Source organism: Haemophilus sputorum CCUG 13788, assembly GCF_000238795.1.
In the GTDB taxonomy this organism is placed as follows: domain Bacteria; phylum Pseudomonadota; class Gammaproteobacteria; order Enterobacterales; family Pasteurellaceae; genus Haemophilus_A; species Haemophilus_A sputorum.
Window position 1 is genome coordinate 133,397 of the sequence record NZ_AFNK01000079.1, and the last position, 25,139, is coordinate 158,535.

General features: G+C 40.6%; 14 protein-coding genes. 6 read left to right on the plus strand and 8 right to left on the minus strand.

Annotated features, from left to right (window positions below; translation table 11 throughout):
* Positions 1–106: 106 nt before the first annotated feature.
* On the plus strand, positions 107–1,960 hold the full coding sequence (locus HSP_RS0110245; protein ID WP_007524137.1) for an ABC transporter ATP-binding protein: 1,854 nt from the start codon (positions 107–109) through the stop codon (positions 1,958–1,960).
* A 93-nt stretch (positions 1,961–2,053) separates the two neighbouring features.
* On the opposite strand, the gene HSP_RS0110250 is transcribed toward HSP_RS0110245, so the two are convergent.
* The 5 genes from HSP_RS0110250 to glgB form a co-directional block, all read right to left on the minus strand.
* The gene (locus tag HSP_RS0110250) at positions 2,054–4,519 is read right to left on the minus strand and encodes a glycogen/starch/alpha-glucan phosphorylase (protein ID WP_010130054.1); all 2,466 of its coding nucleotides are present in this window, start codon (positions 4,517–4,519) and stop codon (positions 2,054–2,056) included.
* A 161-nt stretch (positions 4,520–4,680) separates the two neighbouring features.
* The gene (glgA, locus tag HSP_RS0110255; protein WP_007525428.1) at positions 4,681–6,111 is read right to left on the minus strand and encodes a glycogen synthase GlgA; all 1,431 of its coding nucleotides are present in this window, start codon (positions 6,109–6,111) and stop codon (positions 4,681–4,683) included.
* A gap of 47 nt (positions 6,112–6,158) precedes the next feature.
* On the minus strand, positions 6,159–7,454 hold the full coding sequence (gene glgC / locus HSP_RS0110260) for a glucose-1-phosphate adenylyltransferase (protein ID WP_007525301.1): 1,296 nt from the start codon (positions 7,452–7,454) through the stop codon (positions 6,159–6,161).
* Between the two features lie 17 nt (positions 7,455–7,471).
* A complete protein-coding gene (gene glgX, locus HSP_RS0110265; protein WP_007523970.1) occupies positions 7,472–9,472 on the minus strand; it encodes a glycogen debranching protein GlgX in 2,001 nt (666 codons plus the stop codon).
* 42 nt (positions 9,473–9,514) lie between these two features.
* Positions 9,515–11,704 (minus strand): 1,4-alpha-glucan branching protein GlgB, encoded by a 2,190-nt coding sequence (gene glgB / locus HSP_RS0110270; protein WP_007524521.1) that lies wholly within the window; start codon positions 11,702–11,704, stop codon positions 9,515–9,517.
* Positions 11,705–12,002: 298 nt separating this feature from the next.
* Here glgB and lpxB point away from each other — a divergent pair, with 298 nt between their 5' ends.
* The 5 genes from lpxB (at position 12,003) to HSP_RS0110295 (ending at position 21,127) form a co-directional block, all read left to right on the plus strand.
* On the plus strand, positions 12,003–13,190 hold the full coding sequence (lpxB, locus tag HSP_RS0110275; RefSeq protein ID WP_007524678.1) for a lipid-A-disaccharide synthase: 1,188 nt from the start codon (positions 12,003–12,005) through the stop codon (positions 13,188–13,190).
* Between the two features lie 34 nt (positions 13,191–13,224).
* Complete coding sequence (gene sohB / locus HSP_RS0110280) at positions 13,225–14,277, plus strand: protease SohB (protein WP_010130055.1); 1,053 nt, start codon at positions 13,225–13,227, stop codon at positions 14,275–14,277.
* Between the two features lie 161 nt (positions 14,278–14,438).
* The gene (locus tag HSP_RS0110285) at positions 14,439–16,463 is read left to right on the plus strand and encodes a TonB-dependent receptor domain-containing protein (RefSeq protein WP_007524812.1); all 2,025 of its coding nucleotides are present in this window, start codon (positions 14,439–14,441) and stop codon (positions 16,461–16,463) included.
* A gap of 198 nt (positions 16,464–16,661) precedes the next feature.
* On the plus strand, positions 16,662–19,406 hold the full coding sequence (locus HSP_RS0110290; protein WP_010130056.1) for a M16 family metallopeptidase: 2,745 nt from the start codon (positions 16,662–16,664) through the stop codon (positions 19,404–19,406).
* Positions 19,407–19,456: 50 nt separating this feature from the next.
* Positions 19,457–21,127 carry an ABC transporter ATP-binding protein/permease gene (locus HSP_RS0110295; protein WP_010130057.1) on the plus strand — a complete coding sequence of 557 codons (1,671 nt, stop codon included), beginning with the start codon at positions 19,457–19,459 and terminating at the stop codon, positions 21,125–21,127.
* Positions 21,128–21,268: 141 nt separating this feature from the next.
* Here the strand turns inward: HSP_RS0110295 and sppA are convergent, their stop codons facing one another.
* The 3 genes from sppA to proC are packed head-to-tail and all read right to left on the minus strand — an operon-like array spanning position 21,269 to position 25,096.
* The gene (sppA, locus tag HSP_RS0110300; RefSeq protein ID WP_010130058.1) at positions 21,269–23,110 is read right to left on the minus strand and encodes a signal peptide peptidase SppA; all 1,842 of its coding nucleotides are present in this window, start codon (positions 23,108–23,110) and stop codon (positions 21,269–21,271) included.
* 25 nt (positions 23,111–23,135) lie between these two features.
* A complete protein-coding gene (locus tag HSP_RS0110305; protein ID WP_010130059.1) occupies positions 23,136–24,278 on the minus strand; it encodes a 3-phenylpropionate MFS transporter in 1,143 nt (380 codons plus the stop codon).
* Positions 24,275–25,096, minus strand: coding sequence for a pyrroline-5-carboxylate reductase (gene proC, locus HSP_RS0110310; RefSeq protein ID WP_010130060.1), 822 nt, complete (start codon positions 25,094–25,096; stop codon positions 24,275–24,277). Before proC ends, HSP_RS0110305 begins: the two co-directional genes overlap by 4 nt.
* Positions 25,097–25,139: the final 43 nt, after the last annotated feature.

Here is a 25,139-nt window from a genome sequence, read left to right on the forward strand (position 1 = left end):
AAGCGGTCGATTTTCTGTGGTATTTTGCAAACGCATATTAGCGTTGAAATGAGATACCTTAATTTTCGGACGCATTTTATGCGTCCTTCATTTTTTAGGGAGTTTTATGTTTAACAAGATTTTTACTTGGTTTGAAAATCGGATTGAAACGTACCCCGAAGAGGCACCAAAAACACCAAAAGCCGGCGTTGTCCCTTTTATTTTTGAGGCAACAAAAGGCATGCGTTTTTATATTATTTTGCTGACGATATTAGTCGCGACGGTTGGCATTATTGAAGCGGTGCTGTTTCAATTCATGGGAGACTTGGTCGATTGGGTGAATAAATTTAGCCCAAGTGAACTTTGGGCAGAGAAAAGCGGTGCTATCTTATCAATGTTTTTGATTGCCTGCTTAGGCGTGTTATTTGTTTATGTCTCCAGCTCAATTCGTTTTCAGGCACTACAAGGCGTATTTCCAATGCGCTTGCGTTGGAATTTCCACCGTTTAATGCTTGGACAGAGTATGGGTTTTTACCAAGATGAATTTGCCGGAAGGGTATCAGCAAAAGTGATGCAAACCGCACTTGCTGTACGTGATGTCGTCATGACTTGTGCGGATATGATGATTTATGTCATGGTTTATTTAACCACTTCAAGTGTGATTTTATGGCAACTTGATATCTGGTTATTGTTACCTTTTTTGCTCTGGGTGTTGGGATTAGGTTTAACTATCCGCATTTTTGTACCTAAATTAGCGCAAGCAGCGCAAGAACAGTCGGATGCGAGAAGTTTGATGACAGGTCGAATCACGGACGCATACTCTAACATTATGACTGTGAAGCTTTTCTCTCATGGCAATCGTGAATCGAGTTATGCGAAAGAGTCCATGCAAGAGTTTATGGTTACGGTCAATAAACAAATGCGTTTGGTCACGGTGATTGAAACCTTAACCAACTTTATGAGTATTAGTTTAATTATTTCAACAGCGGCTATTGGTTTGTGGTTATGGGGAGCCTCTCTTGTTAGTGCTGGCGCAATTGCAACTTCAACGGCATTAGCTTTGCGCATTAAAGGGCTTTCACAATGGATTATGTGGGAGTTCGCTCGTTTGTTTGAAAATTTAGGCACCGTGCAAGATGGCATGATTACACTTTCTAAACCGCATAGTGTGGTGGATAAAGCAGATGCGAAGGCATTGGTGGTAAATCATGGTGAGATTAAATTTGAACATGTTGATTTTGCTTATGATCCGAAAAAGCCATTGCTGAAGGATTTCAGTTTAACCATTAAGCCGGGCGAAAAAGTCGGTTTGGTTGGGCGCAGTGGCGCTGGAAAATCGACGCTGACTAATTTATTGCTCCGTTTTTATGATATTCAGCAAGGTGAAATCAGTATTGATGGACAAAATGTGGCTGCAATTACTCAAGAGAGTTTACGAGCGCAGATTGGTTTAGTCACTCAAGATACCTCTTTATTGCATCGTTCTGTTCGTGAAAATTTAATGTACGGTAATCCGCAAGCGACGGAAGAAAAAATGTTGAAAGCAGTAGAAAAAGCGGCTGCGGCAGAATTTATTCCGAATTTGCAAGATGCAAAAGGCCGTACCGGGTTTGATGCGCATGTGGGCGAGCGTGGTGTAAAACTGTCAGGAGGTCAGCGCCAACGTATCGCAATTGCACGCGTGATGTTAAAAGATGCGCCGATTTTATTATTAGATGAAGCGACCAGTGCGCTAGATTCTGAGGTCGAAGCGGCGATTCAAGAAAATCTCACAGAGCTAATGAAGGGTAAAACGGTATTAGCGATTGCTCACCGTCTATCTACTATCATGGCAATGGATAGATTGATTGTGTTAGATAAAGGGCAGATTGTAGAGCAAGGCACGCATGAAGAATTATTAGCTGAGAATGGCGTTTATGCGAAACTTTGGGCGCACCAAAGCGGTGGTTTTTTAGCTGAAGATGATTCGCATCCTGCTTGATTTGCAAAAAGTTAAGGAAATTCGACCGCTTGTTGGTTTCATTTTAGAAAAAAGCCCCGTTAAATTTAACGGGGCTTTCGTTTAGGAAAAAGATTATTTATTACTACTTAGTGGTTTCACTTTCCAGATGTTATCCGCATATTCCATGATGGTACGGTCTGAAGAGAAGAAGCCCATATTGATAATATTTTGAATAGTACTATCAATCCATTTATCACGATTTTTATATTTTTCATCAACTTTCGCTTGCGCATCTACATAACTTCTAAAGTCTGCTAAAGACTGATAGTAGTCATGGTATTGTAGATTTTGCGTTAAGTTGGTGTAACGCATCGGATCTTCTGGAGAGAATTGACCTGCAACAAGTGCACCAATAACACGGTTAAGCTGCTCATCTTGCTGATAGTATTCAGCCGGATTATAGCCTTTTTGGCGTAGGGCATTTACTTGTTCAACGGTATTACCGAAAATAAAGATATGCTCTTCGCCAACGTTGTCTAGAATCTCAACATTTGCGCCATCTAACGTACCTAGTGTTAACGCACCATTTAAGGCAAATTTCATGTTACTGGTACCAGACGCTTCCGTTCCTGCAAGTGAAATTTGCTCTGAAATATCTGCTGCTGGAATAATTAATTGTGCTAGGCTCACGCTATAGTTTGGAATAAATACTAATTTGAGTCTGCCTTTTAAGCGCTCATCATTGTTGATGATATTTGCTACATCATTGATTAAATGAATCGTTTGTTTCGCTGCATAGTAAGCAGAAGCTGCTTTACCTGCAAGAATGAATACACGTGGTTGCCACTCTTTTTCTGGGTTTTCCAACATAGCTTGATAGCGTGCAATAATATGAAGTACGTTAAGAATTTGACGTTTGTATTCGTGAATACGTTTTACTTGCACATCAAATAACGCATGTGGATCAAGGTCAATATCCAGCGTTTTCTTCACATAATTTGCTAGCTTCACTTTGTTTTCAAATTTAATGTCTGCAATAGCACGTTTGAATGCTGATTCTGATGCAAATTTAGAAAGTTGCTTAATTTGGCCTAAATCAGTACGCCATTGATGACCAATATATTGATCAAATAAAGCCGCTAATTTCGGGTTTGCTACGGCTAACCAACGGCGTGGGGTGATACCGTTCGTTACATTGGTAAAGCGTTCTGGATAGATGCGAGCAAAATCTGCAAAGGTCGAACTTACCATTAAATCAGAGTGAATAGCTGCAACGCCATTGACTTTGTGTGAACCAACCACAGAAAGCCAGCCCATACGCACTTTACGTTGATAGCCTTCTTCAATGAGCGATACGCGGCTGATGAAATCATTATCGGTTGTAATATAAGTGCGAACATATTCTAAGAAATGGTCGTTAATATCGAAGATGATTTGTAAATGACGTGGCAAGATGTTTGCCATCATTTCTACTGGCCAAGTTTCTAAAGCTTCTGACATCAAAGTGTGGCAAGTATAAGAGAAAATGCGGCGGGTCATATCCCAAGCAGTTTCCCATTCAAGCCCTTCTTCATCTACTAAGATACGCATTAACTCTGGAATTGCTAATGTTGGGTGAGTATCGTTTAAGTGAATGGCTACTTTATCCGCAAGGTCTTCAATTGTTTTATGTGTGCGTTTATGGCGACGAATAATATCTTGTAAAGAAGCAGCTACTAAGAAATATTCTTGGCGTAAACGTAATTCACGTCCATTCCAAGTAGAGTCATCTGGATAAAGTACGCGAGAAAGGTTTTTCTTGCTAGAACGTTCTTCCACGGCACCTAAGTGATCACCACGGTTGAAATCTGCTAAATCAAATGATTCACCACCATGTGCTGCCCATAAACGAAGGGTTGCCGCAGAATTGTTTTCATAGCCAGGAATCATCTGGTCATAAGCTAATGCGGTTACACAGTCTTGCGGGCTCCAAATACATTTTTTGTCTTCGAAGTAGATATGGCCGCCAAAAGCTACTTTATATTTTTTAGATGGGCGCATAAATTCCCATGGAGCCCCTTTTTCTAACCAAGCGTCTGGGCATTCCACTTGTTGGCCGTTTTCAATTTTTTGACGGAACATGCCGTATTCATAACGAATACCGTAGCCCATACCAGGTAGATTTAAAGTTGCAATCGAGTCCATGAAGCAAGCCGCTAATCGGCCAAGACCACCGTTACCTAGACCTGGATCGATTTCTTTTTCAATAATGGTTTCTAAATCTACGTCTAATTCTGCAAGTGCGGTTTGTACAGTTTCATACAAGCCTTCTGCGATCATGGCATTTGAAAGTGAGCGACCGATGAGGAATTCCATAGAAAGGTAATAAACTCGGCGAGTATCTTCTGCACGAGCTTGGCGGGCAGTTGTAATCCAGCCTTCAGTCACGAAATCACGTACGGCAGATAAGGTGGCATTTAACCAGTCACGTTGGCTAGCCTCTTGAGGCGAGCGTCCGATAGAAAAAATAAGTTTGGAAACAATCGCTTTTTTTAATGATTCAGTATCAATTTTAGGGCGGTTGTATAAAAATGGAGAATCAAAATTATCCATTGACATAGGAAACCTCTGTAATGTTAAGGAAAATTCAAAAATGGCTGTCCTATTTTTTTAGGACAAAACGAATAAATTTTAGTCTTTTTTTAGTAAAAAACAACAAAAATCATACCGCTTGTTAAGTGAGATTTACCTCATAAGCGGTATGATTTTAGGTTAATAGTTTAAAGAGATTGGTAAAGCGCTAAATAATGTTGTGCTGCTGTTTTCCAACTAAAATCTTGGTGCATTGCGTTACTTCTTACGCTAGACCACAAGCGTGGTTTTTGCCAAAGTGTAAAGGCACGCATAATCGCTTTAGTTAATGCTTCAGAATTAGCTTCTGTAAAACTAAAGCCCGTTGCAGTGCGATCTTTTATCGTGTCAGCCGTCGTATTGACAACAGTATCTGCTAGGCCGCCAGTTGCACGTACTAATGGTAAAGTACCATATTGCAAGCCATAGAGCTGGGTTAAGCCACATGGCTCAAAGCGACTTGGTACTAAAATAACATCACCGCCTGCGACCATTAAATGCGAAAGCGCTTCATCATAGCCAATTTTTACCGCAATATGTTCTGGATAACTTTCAGCTAATTGACGAATGCCATGTTCAAGATGCTCTGCGCCTGATCCTAGAATCACTAATTGCCCGCCTTGTCGAACAATTTCGCCGGCACTTTCAATTAAGAGATCTACGCCTTTTTGTTCAGTTAAGCGGGTAACCATGACAAACAGTAGTGCGTCATTATCTTGTGGTAAGTTAAAGTAAGCTTGTAATTCTGCTTTATTCTTTTTCTTACCTGTCATAGATTTGATTTTGTAGTGATGGGTAATGTAGCTATCTACACTAGGATGCCAAATATTTTCATCCACGCCATTTAGAATGCCCACTAATTTACCTTCGGCTTCTAAGCCACTTAGTAATCCTTCTAATCCATAAGCAAATTCAGCAGTGGTAATTTCTTTGGCATAAGTTGGACTAACAGCCGTTACCGCATCAGAATAATAGAGGCCGGCTTTTAAATATGAGATTTGCCCAAATAGCTCTAAGCCGTCAACATGGAACATTTGTTCTGGTAAGCCGATTTCATAAAGATGGCGGTGATCAAATTTACCTTGATAAGCTAAGTTATGAATAGTCATAACTGATTTTGCAGGTCTGCCCTTATAGAATAAGTAAGCTGCGGCAAGTCCTGCATGCCAATCGTGTGCATGCACAATATCGGCTTTCCACCAGCTATCAAGCCCACTAGCAAGCTCAGCCCCAACCCAAGCGAGTAGCGCAAAACGTTTGTAGTTATCGCCATAATCATTGTAGTAGGCATCATGATAAGGGTTTCCTTCTCGGGCATAGAGATGTGGCGCATCGATTAAATAGATGCCGATGCCTTGATAGTGCCCATAACGCAAAGTAACATGTCCTGCGAAGTTATCAAATTCTGCAACAACTTCTGTGTCAGGAATCCCTTTTGTCAATGCAGGATATGCAGGTAATAAAATGCGAGTGTCCATCCCAATTGCTTGTTGAGCAAAAGGTAATGCCCCTAATACATCGGCAAGTCCGCCGGTTTTTAGGAGAGGGTAGAGTTCCGAGCAAACGTGTAATACTTTCATTGCAGTTCCTTATTAAAAGCGGTGGGGCTAAGCCCCACCGTTGTTTATTAGTCTAAATGTTCTTCTGGCGCAGCCACTTCACCTTGGAGTTTTTTCAACATAGCTGGTGTGACTAATACCACTTTGCCTGTTGAGCTTACTCTAAAACGGGTGCTATCTAGCGCTTTATCTACCCCGATTTGCATGTTATCTGGAATAGTGCAATGGCGGTCGATAATACAATCTTTCAAAATACAGTTTTTACCAATTTGTACTTCTGGTAAAACAACGCTGTGATCAATAAAAGAGCCTTCTTGGATTTTAATTCTATCAAAGAGGACTGAATTACTGATAGATGCATCCGTAATCACACAGCCACCGCCAATTAGTGAGTTATCTACAGGCTTAATATTGTTATTTTTGTAGAAGAATTTTGACGGATAAGTTTGTACTGGATTTCCGCGAATTGGCCAGCTTTGGTCATAAATATCCAATTGTGGATTTTCAGAAACCAAGTCGATATTGGATTGCCAGAAGCTATCGAGCGTACCGACATCACGCCAGTAAATTTCGCCTTCAGTATTACGACCCATGCAAGAGCGGCTAAATGGATGCGCATAAAGCGTACCTTCCTCTAAACATCTTGGCAGAACATCTTTACCGAAATCGTGAGAGGTATAAGGTTTTTGGACTTCTTTTTCTAGCATTTGATAAAGGTAGTCTGCATCAAAAACATAAATCCCCATCGAAGCTAATGAAACATCAGGTTTGCCAACCATGGCTGGTGGATCTTTTGGTTTTTCAACAAAGGCTTTGACTTTTAAATTTTCATTCACAGCCATCACACCAAATTCATGCGCTTCGCTACGTGGCACTTCAATACAACCTACTGTACATTTTGCACCGCTGATGACGTGATCCATGAGCATCACGCTGTAATCTTGTTTGTAGATATGGTCACCCGCTAAAATTAAAATATATTTCGGACGATAGTGATTGCGAATAATCGCCATATTTTGATAAACCGCATCCGCTGTACCACGATACCAAGTGGAATCGTCAATTTGTTGACGTGCTGGTAACATATCTACGAATTCCCCACGCTCTTGTGGTAAGAATGACCAGCCTGTTTGTAAATGGCGTAATAAAGAGTGCGCTGCATATTGGGTAACCACACCAATACGGTTTAATCCAGAGTTGATACAGTTTGATAATGCGAAGTCGATAATACGACGGTTACCACCAAAATAAAGTGCTGGTTTTGCACGTTTATCTGTAAGTTCGTGCAAGCGTGAGCCGCGGCCACCTGCTAAGATAAGGACTAAGGTATCCTTGACTAAATCATATTTATTTGGACTTTTCATAATAAGCTCCTCTAAGTTTAAAAATCTTTAACTTGCAACACGCAAAACGTTTTATCAGACGTTTCAAAGTGGTGCGATGAACAGGTGATATCGTGCGAGCTCAGCACTACTTCCCAATCAAATTGATTAGGCAATAAAAAGGTTTGAGGCACGGTTTTGCCGTTAATAAGCAATAAGTAGCGATTATCAAGCAAAATTTGGAAGGCTTTAGTATTAGAGTCTTGCCAATTAGCAATCTCCATAGGTTGCCCATGAATGTTCAGCCACTGCACGTTTCCATCATGCCACCATCGATCAGCCGTGAGACTCGCAATCTGCTTTCTTAAAGCGATGGTCTGTGCAGTAAAATTAAATAGTGGTTGATTGAAGTTTGCCCAATTCAACCAAGTGATTTCGTTATCTTGACAGTAGGCGTTATTGTTGCCTTGTTGGCTATGACCAAATTCATCACCTGCAAGCAGCATTGGCGTGCCATTTGCTAGCAATAGCGTTATTAACAAGCTAGCTTGGGTAATAAAACGGTTTTGTTCAATTGTTGATTTATTGGGTTCAGAAGACAGAATTTCATTGCCTTCGAATCCGTGGTTATAGCTGTAATTTTCATTACGCCCATCGCAGTTTTCTTCGCCATTTGCTTCATTGTGTTTAGTGTTATAACTGACTAAATCACGCAAAGTGAAACCGTCATGTGCGGTAATAAAATTAACAGAGGTGTGTGGCAAGCGGTCATTTTTTGCGAATAAATCGCTAGAACCTGAAAAACGTTCAGCAAATGCGCCTAACGCGCCACTTTGCCATAACCAGAAGCGATTCATATCATCACGGAAACGATCATTCCATTCCGCAAAATAAGCGGGGAATTGTCCAACCTGATAGCCACCATAGCCAATATCCCATGGTTCAGCGATCAATTTCACTTTTTGCAAAATTGGATCGCTCGCTAATTTTTCAAATAAGGTAGCTTGTGCGTGAAAATCTGGCGTTGCTCTGCCTAAGACTGTGGCAAGATCAAAGCGAAAACCATCTACATGACAATCTTCTACCCAATAACGTAGGCAGTCGATAAACCATTGGCACCCTGCATCGGTAGCAATATTCAGTGTATTGCCACAACCGGTTGCATTAAGATATTCACCTTGTGCGTTTTGCCAATAGTAGTGAGCATCATCAATACCGCGTTGGCTAAAGGTTGGGAAATCTTTTTCTGATTCAGCAGTATGGTTAAATACCACATCCAAAATCACCTCAATGCCAGCCTGGTGCAACGCTTTAACCATCTGTTTAAATTCTGTTAGCGGGTTATCTGTTGCGGCATATTTGGGCTCTACAGCAAACATTGCAAGCGGGTTATATCCCCAATAGTTTTGCAAATTTTTTGCTTGTAAATGTGGCTCATCAATAAAGAAGTTTATTGGGAGTAATTCCACCGCAGTAATGCCTAAAGCTTTAAAGTAAGCCAAGTTAGTTGGGTGAGCGAGCCCTGCATAGGTGCCACGCAAAACTTCAGGAATATTGGCATTTAGCTTACTAAAGCCTTTAACGTGTAATTCATAGATAATGCTGTTTGCCCATGGGATATTTGGCGCACAATCGCCTGTCCAGTCAAATTGGGTATCAATAACCACCGCTTTTGGTGCGAGAGCTGCGTTATCCCGAGGGTCATTTAATAAGAACCAACTTTTCGCCTCAGGCGTGCTTAAATCAGGTTTTCCATTAACGGCTTTAGCGTAAGGGTCGAGCATCAATTTTTGTGAATTAGCAGATTCACCATGGATTCTAAAACCATATTCTGTGCCAGTTTCCGCCCCTAACACGGCTAAATGCCAAATGTTATCAGTACGCACCATTGGCAAGCGAGTCTCTTTCTGCCCATCAAACAGGCAGAGTTCAACTGCCGTTGCGGCAGATGAAAAGAGTGCAAAATTGGTAAATGATTTACCATTTTTGACCGCTTGTGTTTTATGATATTGGGTAGCGCCTAGCGGGAAAGCCTTGCCTTGGTTGTAAACTGTAAACATACTCTTCTAACCTAAAGAATTGATGCCCGTGAGTGAGGAAAATTATCCTTGAAATTTTAAATATACGGTTGCTAATGGCGGAACCGAGACAGAAATCGAGTTTTCACGCCCGTGGCTATGAATGGCTTCGCTTTCTACGCAACCAAAGTTACCTATGTTTGAGCCTTGGTAATACATAGAATCTGTATTTAAAATCTCTTCATATTTACCTGCGACATTCACACCTATGCGGTAATCGTGGCGTGGAACGGGTGTAAAGTTGCTGATCACAATAATTCTTTCGCCATCTTCGCTTTTACGTTCAAAAGCAAAAACAGAGTGTTCAGCATCATCAACCACTAACCAATCGAAACCTTCAGGTTGATTATCTAATTCAAACAGTGCAGGGTGCGTTTTATAAATGCGGTTGAGATCTTTTACTAATTTCAGAACGCCTTTATGCCATTCGCCACCGATATTTTCATCAAGTAAGAACCAGTCGAGACTTTCTTCGTAATTCCATTCTCGACCTTGTGCAAATTCATTGCCCATAAATAATAATTTCTTACCTGGATGACCCCACATAAAGCCATAATAAGCACGTAGGTTGGCAAATTTTTGCCATGCATCGCCCGGCATTTTGCCTAAAAGTGAACATTTGCCGTGTACGACTTCATCGTGAGAAAGTGGTAGTACAAAGTTTTCACTGTATTGGTACATCATGCCAAAGGTCATTTTATTGTGATGGTATTGGCGATAAACTGGGTCTAATTTCATATAGGAAAGCGTGTCATTCATCCAACCCATATTCCATTTGAAATTAAAGCCTAACCCGCCGTTTTCGCTTGGATGGGTTACGCCCGCAAATGAGGTTGATTCTTCAGCAATAGAAAGACAACCTGGCATTTCTTCGTGAATTTTCCAGTTAGTATGTTTTAAGAATTCAATCGCTTCTAAATTTTCTCGTCCACCATATTGATTTGGAATCCATTCACCTTCAGCACGGCTGTAATCGCGGTAGATCATCGAAGCAACAGCATCGACTCGAATACCATCGATGCCAAAGCGTTCTAACCAATAAAGTGCATTACTTGAAAGATAATTACGCACTTCATAACGGCCATAGTTATAAATAAGCGTATGCCAATCTTGGTGGTAGCCTTCTCTTGGATCGGCGTGTTCATATAATGCAGTACCATCAAAAGAGACTAAGCCGTGAGTATCACTTGGGAAATGTCCTGGTACCCAGTCTAAAATAACGTTAATGCCGGCTTCATGTGCGCGGTCAACTAAACGGCGGAAAGCTTGTGGATCGCCAAAACGACTGGTTGGAGAGTACAGGCCAATCGGTTGATAACCCCAAGAGCCATCAAACGGATATTCAGAAAGTGGTAAAAATTCAATATGGGTAAAGCCCATATCTTTAACATAAGTAATCAGTTCGTCAGCAATTTGATCGTAGTCTAACCAATAGTTATTGGCTAAATTGCGACGCCATGAACCTAAGTGAACTTCATAAATTGAAATCGGTTGGTTCGCTTGATTTGCTTTTTTGCGTGCTTCGGTCATTGGCACAAAAGGTGGTAGTGCATTAATTTGTGAAGCGGTATCTGGGCGAAGTTGTGAGCTAAATGCATAAGGGTCAGCTTTTAGGCGTAAATTGCCGTTGCAATCAATCAATTCAAATTTATAAAGTTGACCAAGACTCGCTTTTGGTAAGAAGAGTTCCCATACACCACTATTTGGATGGAAACGCATTGGATGACGGCGACCGTCCCAATAGTTAAAGTCACCTACGACAGAGACTCGTTTCGCATTTGGTGCCCATAAACGGAAATTCACACCGCTCACGCCTTCGCACTCCATAAAATGCGCGCCTAATACTTCGTAAGGACGTAACAATGACCCTTCTCCAAATAACCATTGGGAGAAATCATCTAGCATTGGATGGAAACGATATGGGTCTTCAATAATTTGTGCTTCATGTCCCCAAAAGACTTGTAATTGGTAGGCAAAGAAATCTAACGTATTTGGTATGACGCCGGCAAAAAAACCACGTTCGTCTAGTAGGCTTAGCTCACATACCTCAGATTGTTTTTCTTTATCGATGACGATTACTTTGTGGGCATCAGGCAATAGAGCACGAATTTCAATACCATGCTCCGTTTCATGCATACCTAGGACGGAAAAGGGGTCAGCGTGCGTGCCATCAAAAAATGCATTGATGATAGAAGGGGCTACGAGTAGTGTCATAAAAACCTCACTTGATTTGGAAGTGGGCGTTGAATGAAAATGAGAATTCAACGGATTAGAAAATGTGAAATAAATTGCACATCGCTTTAAATGTCTATTTTTTGTAGTCAGATTAAAAAACTATCAATTTTCATCTGTTTTTCATTCTAACTGTAATCAAAAGAAATACAATCGCCATTATTTCAAATCGTGATCTTTGTCAAATAATTTTTCATAAATTTATGAATTGCTTACAATGATTGCTATTCGGTAGAATGACAATATAATGAGCCCTTTATATGTAAACTTGGGGAGCAAAATGAACGACCAATCTCCTTTAATTGCCTTGGTCGCCGGGGAAGTTTCTGGCGATATTTTAGGTGCAGGGCTTATCAATGCGTTGAAAGTTCACTATCCAGGTGCGCGCTTTATCGGCGTGGCGGGAGAGAGAATGCAACAAGCTGGTTGTGAAACGATGTTTGATATGGAAGAGCTTGCTGTAATGGGGTTAGCAGAAGTGGTAAAACACTTGCCACGTTTGCTTAAACGCCGTAAGGAAGTGATTGAAACCATGCTTGCTGCCAAACCTGATATTTTTATCGGTATTGATGCACCAGATTTTAACCTGACGGTAGAGCAAAAACTTAAAGCGAATGGCATTAAAACGATTCATTATGTTAGCCCTTCTGTATGGGCTTGGCGTCAAAGCCGAGTACATAAAATTAAAGCAGCAACTAATATGGTGTTAGCGTTTTTACCGTTTGAAAAAGCCTTTTATGATAAGTTTGAAACGCCTTGTCGTTTTATCGGTCATACCATGGCAGATAGCATTGCGCTGAAACCGAATCGCCTTGAAGCTTGCCAACAACTTGGTTTACCTAGCGATAAGCGATATGTCGCGATGTTAGTTGGTAGCCGCCAAAGTGAGATTCATTTTCTTGCAGAGCCTTTTTTAAAAGCCGCACAAATTTTACAAGAACAGTATCCCGATATTACGTTTTTAGTGCCAATGGTAAATGAAAAACGCCAAGCTCAGTTTGAAGCAATAAAAGCGGAAATCGCCCCGAATTTAGCGCTCCATATTATTCAAGGGCAAGCGCGTCAAGCGATGATTGCGTCGGAATGTACTTTATTAGCATCGGGCACCGCTGCATTAGAAGCGATGTTGTGCAAATCGCCGATGGTAGTGGGGTATAAAATGAAGCCGTTTACTTATTGGCTAGCAAAACGACTAGTCAAAACAGACTATATTTCGCTCCCTAATTTATTGGCGAATGCGCCTTTAGTACCGGAGTTAATTCAAGAAGCGTGTAATCCTGAAAATTTAGCTGCTCATTTGAGTCAGTATTTGGCAGAAGATGTTGAAAGCCAACAGCAAAAAAATGCGCTCAAACAGCGATTTACCGAATTACACAAACTCATTCAATGTGATGCAGATGCGAGTGCTGCGCAAGCTGTGGTAGATTTGTTATCACAACCTGATGAAAATAGCCCGCAAGCGGTCTAATTTTCTTTATTTTTTACCAAAAGGATAATTATTGATGTGGAAAGAAGTTTTACTTAATTATGGTATTTTCCTACTTGAGCTACTCACGGTCTTTGGTGTGCTCGCTTTTATTGTGATGCTGATTTTAGAAGCTAAAAAACAGCCTGAAGAAGGTTCTATTTCAGTAGTCAATCTCACTGAAAAATTCACAGAACAGCAAAAAGCACTTGAAGCCTGTTTTTTAAGTGAAGAAGAGCTAAAACAGCAAGAAAAAGCAGAAAAAAAAGCGGAAAAAGAGAAAGCAAAAGCTGAGAAGAAACGTTTAAAAGCTGGCGAAGAGAAGCCAGAGGAAGAGCAAAAATCCCGTTTGTTCTTGTTAAGTTTTGAAGGAGATGTACACGCACATGGTGTGGAATCATTACGTAAAGAAATTAGTGCGATTTTATCTATTGCTAAACCGCAAGATGAAGTGTTGTTAAAATTGGAAAGTCCAGGTGGTGTTGTACATGGTTACGGTTTAGCGGCTTCTCAACTGAAACGCTTACGTGAGCGTGAAATTCCTTTAACAATTGCAGTGGATAAAGTCGCTGCAAGCGGGGGATATATGATGGCATGCCTTGCGAATAAAATTGTGGCTGCACCATTTGCGGTTATTGGCTCTGTAGGCGTAGTAGCTGAAGTGCCAAATATTCATCGCTTACTGAAAAAACATGATATTGATGTTGATGTGATGACAGCTGGAGAATATAAACGTACGGTAACTTTAATGGGGGAAAATACCGAAAAAGGGAAGCAAAAATTCCAACAAGAATTAGACGCAACTCACCAGTTATTTAAAGATTTCGTGAAAACTAACCGTCCTCAATTAGACATTGAAAAAGTAGCAACTGGGGAACATTGGTATGGTCAGCAAGCGTTAGAGTTACATTTAATCGATGAGATCTCAACCAGTGATGACTTATTGTTAACTGCGGTTAAAGAGAAAGAAGTTATCGAAATCAAATTCAAAGAGAAGAAAAAACTGGCGCAACGCATTGGTGCACAAGTGGAGCTATCGCTCGAAAATCTTATCGGTAAGCTATGGAATAAGCGCAGCCATATTATATAGTTTCTTCATATTTTAGAGAATCACGCAATTGACCGATTGCGTGATTTTTTATTTTTAGTTTAGGAAAATATCTTGATAATGAGATTGACTCTTATTTTGTTTTTGCATATATTTACGCAACTTTTACAGTTTATTATCATTCTCAATACAGGGATTTCCTTATGCAGTTTACCAAAACCAAACTTGCCGTTGCCGTATTGGCTACATTCTCTTCTTTCGCTTATGCCTCAGACACAGCACAATTAGATGTAATTAAAGTTGTGACTGAAAATACAGGGGCTAAAAGTAAAACCAATGTGGTGACTTTAAAAGATCTGAAAAAGAACACGAATGAAGATTTACGTGGCGTGTTAAGTGCAGAACCGGCAATTAACTTTGGTGGCGGTACTGGCGGAACGTCACAATGGATAACTATTCGTGGCATGGGCCAAGACCAAATTGATTTTAAAGTGGATAACACTTCAAGTGACACACCGGTTTTCCACCATCAAAGTCGCTTTATGCTTGATCCAAGTTTGATTAAAAAAATTGACGTCCGCAAAGGGGCAGGTTCTGCTAGCGCAGGCATTGGTGCAACGAGTGGTTCTATTGAAGCAACAACCGTTGATGCCAAAGACTTATTACGTGAAGGGCAGGATATCGGTTTTAAATTGAATGCGGGTGTAAGTAGTAACAAAGGCCATTCTCAAGGTGCGAGTGTTTATGGAAAAGCGGGTGGTTTTGATGCGCTTTTAAGTGGTAACTGGGAAACCAATGAAAATTACAAAGGCGGTAAAGGTTATCGCAATTTTGAAGGTTCAGATGTCGTTAAAAACAGCGCACTAGGGCAACGAGGTTTATTGGCTAAATTAGGGTATGACTTTAACGAAAATCAACGTGTAGTGATTAGCCATCGTCAAGAACGCTACCACGGTGAACGTGCTTTACGCGAAGAGTTTGATTTCTCTCAATCAAGCAAAGTAGATGCGAATGGCGCGGTGGTTTCCAATGATTCTAATAATAGTCCACGCTATCGTGTGACCACACAAGATACAACTAACCTTGAATGGCAAGGTAAAAACATGGGCTTTATTACGGAAGCAAAAGCCAATGTTTACCGTATTGAAGTTGCCCGCAAAGAACCTGCTGAAAACAGTACAACTCGAGTTTCAACGCACGGGGCAAATCTTGATTTAGACTCAGCTATTGGCGAAAACCACTGGTTAAAATATGGTGTGAACTATCGTCACCAAGAAGCAAAACCTAATGCGCTCCAAGCTTTTGCGAAAAACCGCAGAACACAAAAAGTAGAAGCAACAGGGGTAACCAATCGCCAAGAAAAAACGGATACAGGTGTTTACTTAGAAGGCATTTGGGGATTAGGTTCAGTAACACTAACGACAGGTGCACGCTACGACCACTTTAAATTTAGAGCGAATACTGGCAAAGAAGTTAGCCATGGTAGTTTTAGCCCAAGTACGGGTTTAATTTGGCAAGCAACGGATGATTTAAGTTTCAACACGAACTTAAACTTTGCAAGTCGTAGCCCTCGTCTATTTGAAGCAATGCTATCTGGAAATACCAAGCGTGATGTTGCTGACCATCTACGTGCAGAAAAAGCGCGTAATACCGAGATTGGTTTTAACTACGACGTGAATGATAATGTTTCTTTAAACGGTAGCTATTTCTGGCAAAAAGTAAAAGATGCTCATGCTATTAAAGATAATACGATTATCAATGCCGCATTATTACGTAATAAAGGTTATGAGTTAGGGGCAGCTTATAAACAAGGTGGTTTTAAATTCCGCTTAGGTATTGCAGAAAGTAAACCAGAAACCTTTACATTCAATAATGCAAGCTTAGATAATGCCGTATTTGCAGTAGCAACCGGCCGTACATGGACAAGCGAAATTTCTTATCGCTTTGAAAACCCAAGCTTAGAAATTGGCTGGAAAGGTCGCTTTGTTGAAGGTGAAAATGGTACTCCAAGCCGAGGTTCTAGCAGCAATAGTGCGGTGGTTAAACAGGCAGGTTATGGCGTGAATGACTTCTTCGCAAGTTGGGATGCAAATCAAAATTTAACGCTTAACTTTGCGGTTAATAATGCCTTTAATAAAAACTACAAGAGCCATAGCCAACGCGCAGGTGGCAATAGCTTAGCGGGAGCAGGACGCGATTTCCGCTTAAGTATGAATTACACTTTCTAACAAGCGGTTAAATTTCCAAAATCTTTTGCAAAGAACAAAGCAACAGCCAGTCGGTTGTTGCTTTTTTTATGGCATTATGTAACTTCAGCGATTCTTCAACAGCTACATAATTTTGCAAAAATTTGTTAAAATTCGACCGCTTGAAACCAGATTTCCGCTCGTTTATGCGAGGGATTTTATTTTAAAAAGGATAGAAAAATGCGAATGAAATTAACGGCATTGCTATTATTAGCCGCTTCTACTCAAGTTTGGGCAGAAAAATCAGCGCCAATTCAAGGAACACTTGAAAATGGCTTGCAGTACACAATTTTGCCGTTGCATGATGAGAAAGGGCATATTGAAATTCGTTTACGCGTGAATGCAGGAAGTGTGGATGAACAAGATGATCAAGCTGGCGTTGCACATATGATCGAACATTTGGTTTTTCGTGGTACTAAAGCACATCCAAATGGTTTAATGCCTTATTTGCATGAGCAGAAATGGGTCAAAGACAAAAATTACCATGCATTAACGACAACAGATAGCACAACATATATGCTTACGCCGCCAACGACTGCGGGATTAGATCAAAGTTTTGATGCACTCTCACAAATGGTTTTTCATGCTAACTTAACTCAAGAAGATCTCGATAGCGAACGTAAAATTATGTTAGAAGAGTGGCGCAAGGGTTTAGGCGTTGGTACAACGATAAATGAACAACGTACAGCAGTGGTTCGTGCTGATTCACGTTATGCTCGTAATAGTGTGATGGGTACAGAAAATAGTATTAACACCATGCCAGCCACACAATTACAACAATTCTATCAAAGCTGGTATGCGCCAAATAATATGCGTTTATTGGTAGTAGGGGATGTTGAGCCAGAAAAAGCAAAAGCAGACATTCAGAGATATTTTGGTGCACAGCCGACTAAAACATTACCAGTAAGAGATTATTTAGAACCACGCTTATCTGAACGTTTATTGATTACTAAATTACAAGATCCTCGTAGTGGTGTGAGTCAAATTGCCTATATATTCCGTTTTGATGAAAGCAAAAGCCACGCACAAACTGAAGAAGGGCGTTATGAGCGTTTACTCGATCGCTTTGCGCTTACCGCACTAACACAGCGTTTACGCAATCAATCTAGCCAACTACCCAAAGGGGTATCAACGTTAGTCGTGCGTAAATCTGACATTGGGCAACAAACTGCAGCGTTAGGTATTTTTGCAAACGTAGATCCAACCGCGCATTTGAAAGGTCTATCGCAAATTAGTGAGGAGATTGCACGTATTAAGCAATATCCAATTACGGCAGAAGAGTTAGAGCGATACAAAAAAACATTGTTATCACAAATCGAACACGCTAAAAAACATACCGGCGATCGCGATTTTGCTAAATGGGTAAAAGCGATGGATGAAACGGTTTTAAAAGATAAACCGTTTTTAACGCAGCCAGAATTAGCAACACGTATGGAAGCATTATTGCCAAAAATTACGCCAGAAGCCGTTAATGCCCGTATTCAATCTTGGTTAAGTGCAACCGACCGTTTGGTTAATTACCAGCCGCCACTTGAAACAAAATTGACACTGACTGAAGCGGAAATCAATCAAGCTATTGCTGATGGTCAAACTCGCGAAATTGCAGCTCCACAACCTGCAAAAGATATTTTACCAATGTCGTTGGAAAATGTTGAAGGTAAAGGCAGCATTACTGAGGAGCAAGCTTTTGATGCAGAGCAAGTGAAGCATTGGCGACTGTCTAATGGTGATAAAGTTGTTTGGTTAAAAAGTCCTTTGGCTAAAGAGACCACCTTTTTTGCTGCAGAAAGTTCGGCAGGCTTTAAGGCTGAAGGACTTAATCCGTGGCAAAGTCAGTTAGCTTCGCAATTAGTTGAGAAAAATGCACCGCTTGATTGGGAGGCTGAACAGCTTGACCAATGGAAAAGTGAACATAAAGTGAATTTTTCGATTAAGCAAGATGCGAATAAATTACTTTTAAGTGGGAATGTTGAAAATAGCGAATTGCCGAATTTGTTACGCCTATTTTATGCTTACACCTTAGAGACTAAGGTAAAAGAAGGTTTAGACGATGGCAAAAAAGGGATTCTCTCTGCGCTTAAAACACGAGAAGAAAAGGCTGATGAAGCAGCTCAAGTAAAATCTTTAATTGAGCTACGTTATGGTTCGGGTAGTACTGATGATAGCTTGCCAACGAAAGCAGAGCTTGAACAGCTGACTGCAACGGCATTGGATGAGCAGTGGACGAAAATGATGCGTGCCCCAACAACATATTATTTGATGAATAATATGGAGGAAGCACAAGTTAAAGCATTGGTTACCCAATATCTTGCGGATTTCCCAAGAAGCAAGCGATTAAATTCAACGCAAGGTTTACCAACAGAAGGGAACGCTAAAACGGTATTAACTATTAACGGTGCATCAAAAGATGATATTCGTATTTGGAGTTTTACCTCACATCAATGGCAAGCTAAAGATGCAGTACTGGTTTCATTGTTGCGTAATATTGCAACCGAGAAACTAAAAACGGCATTAAAAGAGGAGCAATTAAGCGTATATAGTTTGCGTTTTGAAAGTACGTTGAATCCACAAACGGATCGTATTGAGAGCGAGTTGGCATTTACCGCAAATCCTGAGATGACAGAAAAACTGATTGCGCGAGCAAAAACGGTATTTGATGAGTTACCAAATCAAATTACAGAAGAAGATGTGCAACAGGCAAAAGCCGCGTTTATTAAGGCGGAGAAAGAGCGTCTCAATGCGCCAGAAACTTGGCTTTCACGCTTAATCTTAAGTGAAAATCAGCTGAGTACACCAGCGTATTTAAGTGAAATGAAGCAGCTTGCCGATCACATTACACGAGAAAACATGCAAGCGATGGCAAGCCAAATTTTTTCTAGTGAGAATGAGAAAATCTTTATTACCACACCGAAAAAATCTAATTAACCTTTCATGGGCGAAGTAAAACTTCGCCCATCTTTTCTAAAGCATAATTTATGAGAGACTTTTTTAAAAATTTTTATCAACTTTGTCGCCCATATTGGGGGAATAAAAAACATTGGCTAGCTTGGCTAATTGCGCTGGTAGTCATCGGTATTGGCTCAACTATTACTTACTTAAATGTACTTATCGCGGATTGGTCAAAAGGCTTTTATGATTCACTTTCTAATTTAGAAATTGAGAAATCTTATAGCTTATTAGGGGATTATTTCCTTTATATTTCCATTTTCATTGTTATCAATGTTTATCGGGTTTGGTTGCGTAAATTACTGATTATTCGTTGGCGGGAATTTATGACCCACCACTTTTTGAATAAATGGCTTTCTAAGCAAATTTATTACCGCCTGGCTTACCAAAAAAAGATGGAAAACCCTGATCAGCGTATTGCTGAAGATATTAGCATTTTCATTGAATACACCATTGAGCTTACTCTTTCGCTCATTTTTAACATTATCCAGCTTTGGGCATTTTTTATGGTGCTTTGGAGACTAGCAAGTTCACCAGAAATCAATCTTTTCGGGCATACTTTTGTCGTGGATGGTTATTTAGTTTGGGTGGCGGCAATTTATGCTGGATTAGGTACGATTATTACGCATTTGATTGGGCGAAAATTACATACGCTTAACTACCAACAACAAGTTTTTGAAGCAAACTTCCGTACGAGTTTAATACGCAAGCAAGATAATGCAGAACAAATTGCGCTTTATAAAGGGGAACAAGCTGAAAAAGTTCGTCTTGCAGATAGCTTTAAAGAGATTGTCCGCAACTGGCGTTTATTGATGGATAAAGAAAAGCATTTGAGCTTTTTTACCGTAGGTTATGAACGTTTTGCGTTATTGATGCCGGTGCTATTTTCTATGCCGTTACTGGCAGCCAAAGTGATTACTTTTGGTGGCATTATGCAAATTCGCACAGCATTTTCTGTGGTCTTTGACGGATTTAGCTGGTTAGTATTTGCGTATTCCAGTTTGCCGAAATGGTCTTCAGCGATTAAGCGTTTAAGCCAACTTAAACAAGAAATGGATGCACTTGATCAACTAATTGCTGCCGAAACAGTACCAACGGATAAATTATTAGAGACAGAAAATCTCGCGATTTACACGCCTGAAAATCAACGTCTATTGAGTAATCTTTCTTTAGCGGTAGATGGACAAAAATGGATTTGTCTTAAAGGGAAAAGTGGTTTAGGTAAATCGACCCTGTTACGTGTATTAAGTGGTATTTGGCAGCACTATGACGGACAATTTAAAACGCCAAATCGTTCCAGCTTATTGGTGCCACAGCGTAGCTATTTGAATGAAGGAACATTGGCGGAAGTGTTGAGTTATCCTAATGAAAGTTGTTATAGCCATGCAGAAATGAATTATGCTTTGCGTGCGGTTGGGTTAGAGAAATGGCAAGATCGCTTAAGTGAACAACATAGCTGGCAACATATTTTCTCAGGTGGTGAACAACAACGTATTGCTTTTGCGCGAGTGTTGCTGAATAAGCCAGAAGTCATTTATTTAGATGAAGCAACCAGCAGTTTAGATGGCGTTGCCGCACAATCCATGTTTAATTTAATTAAACAGCAATTGCCAACTGCTTCTGTTATTTTCATTACTCATCAACAAGAATTGATGCATTTTGCCGATGAAGTGATTGATTTAACCGCTTATCAAGGTTAATAAATTGGGATTGAAAGTCCCATAAAACACACCTAAAACCATAATAAGAAGGGCGTACTTGCTGGTACGCCCTTTGTCTAGAGATTTCAAACCGCTTAGGTTGCGTTACAAGCGGTTAAATTTCTTTTGAAACTTGCAAAATTATCGCACTTTGGCACAAGCTAGACAGTATAGATAACTGTTTTTCGGATCATTGAATTTTTTCATGACATCCGTTGCTTGTTTAGCTTGTTTAGCAACAGGTAAGTCGAATAAGCTAGCTAACTGATATTGCGCATTTTGCTTCATGTTGCGTGAAAGTTCGCCGAAAAATGAGTTATCTTCAGCGGTAAACCACTGTACTTTCTTGGGTGCATTTTCCTCATTTTGACTAATAATCATCTGATGTAACAGATTTACTGCGAAATCAAAATCACCCAATTCATCAACCAATCCTGATTGATAAGCATCTTTGCCAATCCACACTTGACCTTGAGCAATGTAATCCACGTCTTCTTCTGTCATTCCACGCCCTTGGCTGACTAATCTTAGGAATTGTTGATAGCCATTTTCAATGTTCAGTTGAATGAGACGGCGTTGTTCTTCACTGAGTGGTTTTAAGCCACTGATGTTTGCCAGTTTTGATGTAGCAATGCCATCTTCGCGAATCCCTAAATTTTTAGCCGTTTGTTCAAAGTTAAACATGACGCCAAAAATACCAATTGAACCAGTAAGGGTGTTAGCATCGGCGACGATTTTATCTGAGGTTGCTGCAATCCAATAACCCCCAGAGGCTGCCATGCCTCCCATTGATGCCACAACAGGTTTACCGCTTGCTTGTACTTCATTGACTGCTTGACGAATCAGTTCAGAAGCAACTGCACTGCCACCTGGGCTGTTAATGCGTAGAATTAACCCTTTAACATATTTGTCTTCTTTCACGCGTTGGAGTGTTTTTACAATGGTTTCGCTGCCAGCAGTATCTTCTGTGCTTTCCCCCATCGTAATTTCACCTTCTACGGTAACAACGGCAATTTTGTTTTCATGAGTTTCTTCAAATCGATCAGGCACTTCAGTTAAGTAATCTTCCAGTTCGATGAAGTTAGGTTCATGTTTCTCTGGTAGTTTAAAATCATCACGAAGCTGGCGTTTTAACGCTTCTTCACCACTAAAGAGCTGATTAACTAAGCCTTGTTTTAGAGCATATTGCGCATCATTGCCAGAAACTTCTTGATAGCGTTTTAGCAAAATTGGCAGATCAGGTAACACAGCTTCTTTAGCAATTTGGCGGTTTTCACTAATGGTTTCATTCACTTGTGACCACATAGCGCTTAGCCAAAGTGATGCATTTCCTTTCGCTTCTGGCGACATATTATCGCGAATTAACGGCTCAACAGCTGATTTGTAAGTCCCCACGCGGAAAATTTCAGGTTTAGCCTCAATCTTATCAAATAGAGATTTGAAGTAGAGTGGGGTATAACTCAAACCGTGAATATCCACTGCACCCGCTTGGTTGAGATAGATTTTATCGGCAAAAGAGGCTAAGTAATATTGCGCTTGGGAATAAAGTACACCAACCGCCACAATCGGCTTATTCTCTTTGCGGAAATTTTTAAGCTTATTGCCTAAATAGGTCAGTGCAGGATAATCCGCATCTTGTAGCTTGCCTAAATCTAAAACAATCCCTTCAATGCGTGAATCACTTGCTGCCTGTTCAATGGCTAGAGCGATATCAAAAGTAGAGTATTTTTGTGGCTCTTCTTGATGATTCAATTCTGAATTAAGCAAACGATAGAGGTCACCATATTCTTCCGGATTATCTGCTAAATAGCCGTTTAAGCGTAAGGTAAGAAAGCCCGATTTAATCGGTGGTGTGTGATTACTGCTTGTAAAAAGTGAAGTAAATACAAAGCAAATCATCACAAAGACTACAAAAAACAGACTGAGCACAAATTCTCGAATCATTCGAAAAATTTGATAGAGCGTTTTAAACATTTTTAACACAGTGAATCCTTAAAAATAACCGTTTTTACGCAGCGCGTTTTTTCGGTAAAAGAAAAAATGATGGCACAACCAAAATTGCCATTAAATAGAAACTATTTGTTGGGGAGTCATTATAGACAAATCCCGCTAACAACGTGAAGAGTGCCATGACAGCACAGCTAGCTAAACCAAAATAGAGACCTTGTAGCTTCGGTATATGATCACTCGGTTGTGTCGAAATATAGCGAATAATTGCATAATGGTTCAAGGCATAACTACAAGCATGCAATAATTGAGAAAACACAATGAGCGGAAGGCTTTCGCTATTAGCAATAATGATCCAACGAATAATGGTGCCAATTGCGCTTAATAGCATCAATCGTGCAAGTGGTTGTGTGCCAAATATGCGTTTAGCAATAAAAAATAATCCCATTTCTGCAATGACCGCAATGCCCCATAACCAGCTGGTAATTTGTGTAGAAATACCGATAGATTGCCAATAAATTGAACCATAGGCGTAATAAGTCGCATGGCTGGCTTGTACGAGTGATGCAATAATCAGCATTTTTGCGGTGGTGGGTTGTTTGAATACAGCCCAGTAGCTCGTTGATGCAGCTTGCTTTTGCTTTACCTCTTCAAATCCTACTCGCGGCGAGAGCATTTGTACCATACAAAAGGCTAATAAGGTGGCACTTAATATCATTAAAATAACCGATTCACCTGAAAATCCCACAATATAACCGGTAAGTAAAGCTCCCACCACGAATGCGAGCGAACCGCATAACCGTGCTTTGGCGTAGTCCATTCCTTGTTGCTGTTGCCAGCTTGAGGCAATCGTATCGCTCATCGGGATTCCTGCACCATTTAACAGATGAAACAAGCCAAATGCAGGGAATAACAGCCAGAAGCTATCCGCAGCGAATCCCATCAGCACGACCGCGAATAAACTTCCCCAAGCGAGTTTTCGGCTCATCGGAATCAGTTGGTTAAGTTGTTTGATTCGGCTAGAGAAAAATAATCCGCCACTAAAACGAAATAGATAACCTAAAGAGAGCAATAAGCCGATAATTTCAGTATTGTAACCGACTGATTTTAACCATACAGGCAAAAAGGGCAGAACTACGCCGTAAGCACAGTAGTAACCAAAGAAGTTTGCAGCAGACCATTGAAAGGCAGTCGGTTTTATCATAATAATTTTTCCATTTCTTCAGACCGTAAAATGGCGGCTCGCATTGCCTGTTTGACCGTGTCAGCCAAATGAGCTTGTTCAAAAACGGCTAACGCTTGTGCGGTGGTGCCGCCTTTAGAAGTCACATTTTCTCTTAAGGTAGAAAGTGGCGTTTGAGGATGTGCTACCACTAATTTAGCTGCCCCAAGTGCAGCTTGTTGGACTAATAGACGGGCATCTTCCGAGCTAAACCCCATTTCTTCTGCGCTTTGTTGCATGGCTTCCATAAAACGGAAGAAATAAGCTGGACTAGAACCCGTAATCGCAATAATTTGGTTAATTTGTGCTTCTTCTTTTACCCAATAACAGCGCCCAACAGCAGACATCAACTGTTCAGCCAGCTGGCAAGCGGTCGGATTTGTGCCAGCTTTTGCAAATAGCCCCGTTAGTCCCTCACCAATTAAGGCAGGTGTATTTGGCATAGTGCGGATAATCGTTTGAGCACTTGGAAGAAGTGCTTGGATTCGCGCAGTTGAAATCCCTGCTGCAACAGAAATTACCGTTTTAGCGCTAAAATCAACAGCATCAAATTCGCTACACACTTCTGCCATCACTTGCGGTTTTACCGCAAGAATCACCACATCAGCGGCTTCAACTGCTTCTTGATTGCTTTTCGGGAGTTGGACACCTAATGCCTGAAGTGAGGCGCGGCGTTCTAGGTTACTTTTATTACACGCTAAAATCTGATGAGCAGGATAGCCGCTATTAAGCAAGCCTTGAATAATGGCAAAAGCCATATTGCCGGTGCCAATAAAGGCAAGTTTAGGCGTTAAGGTCATAAAGTCTCCAATCAGAAAGCCAAATTGGCACTATTGTACAATA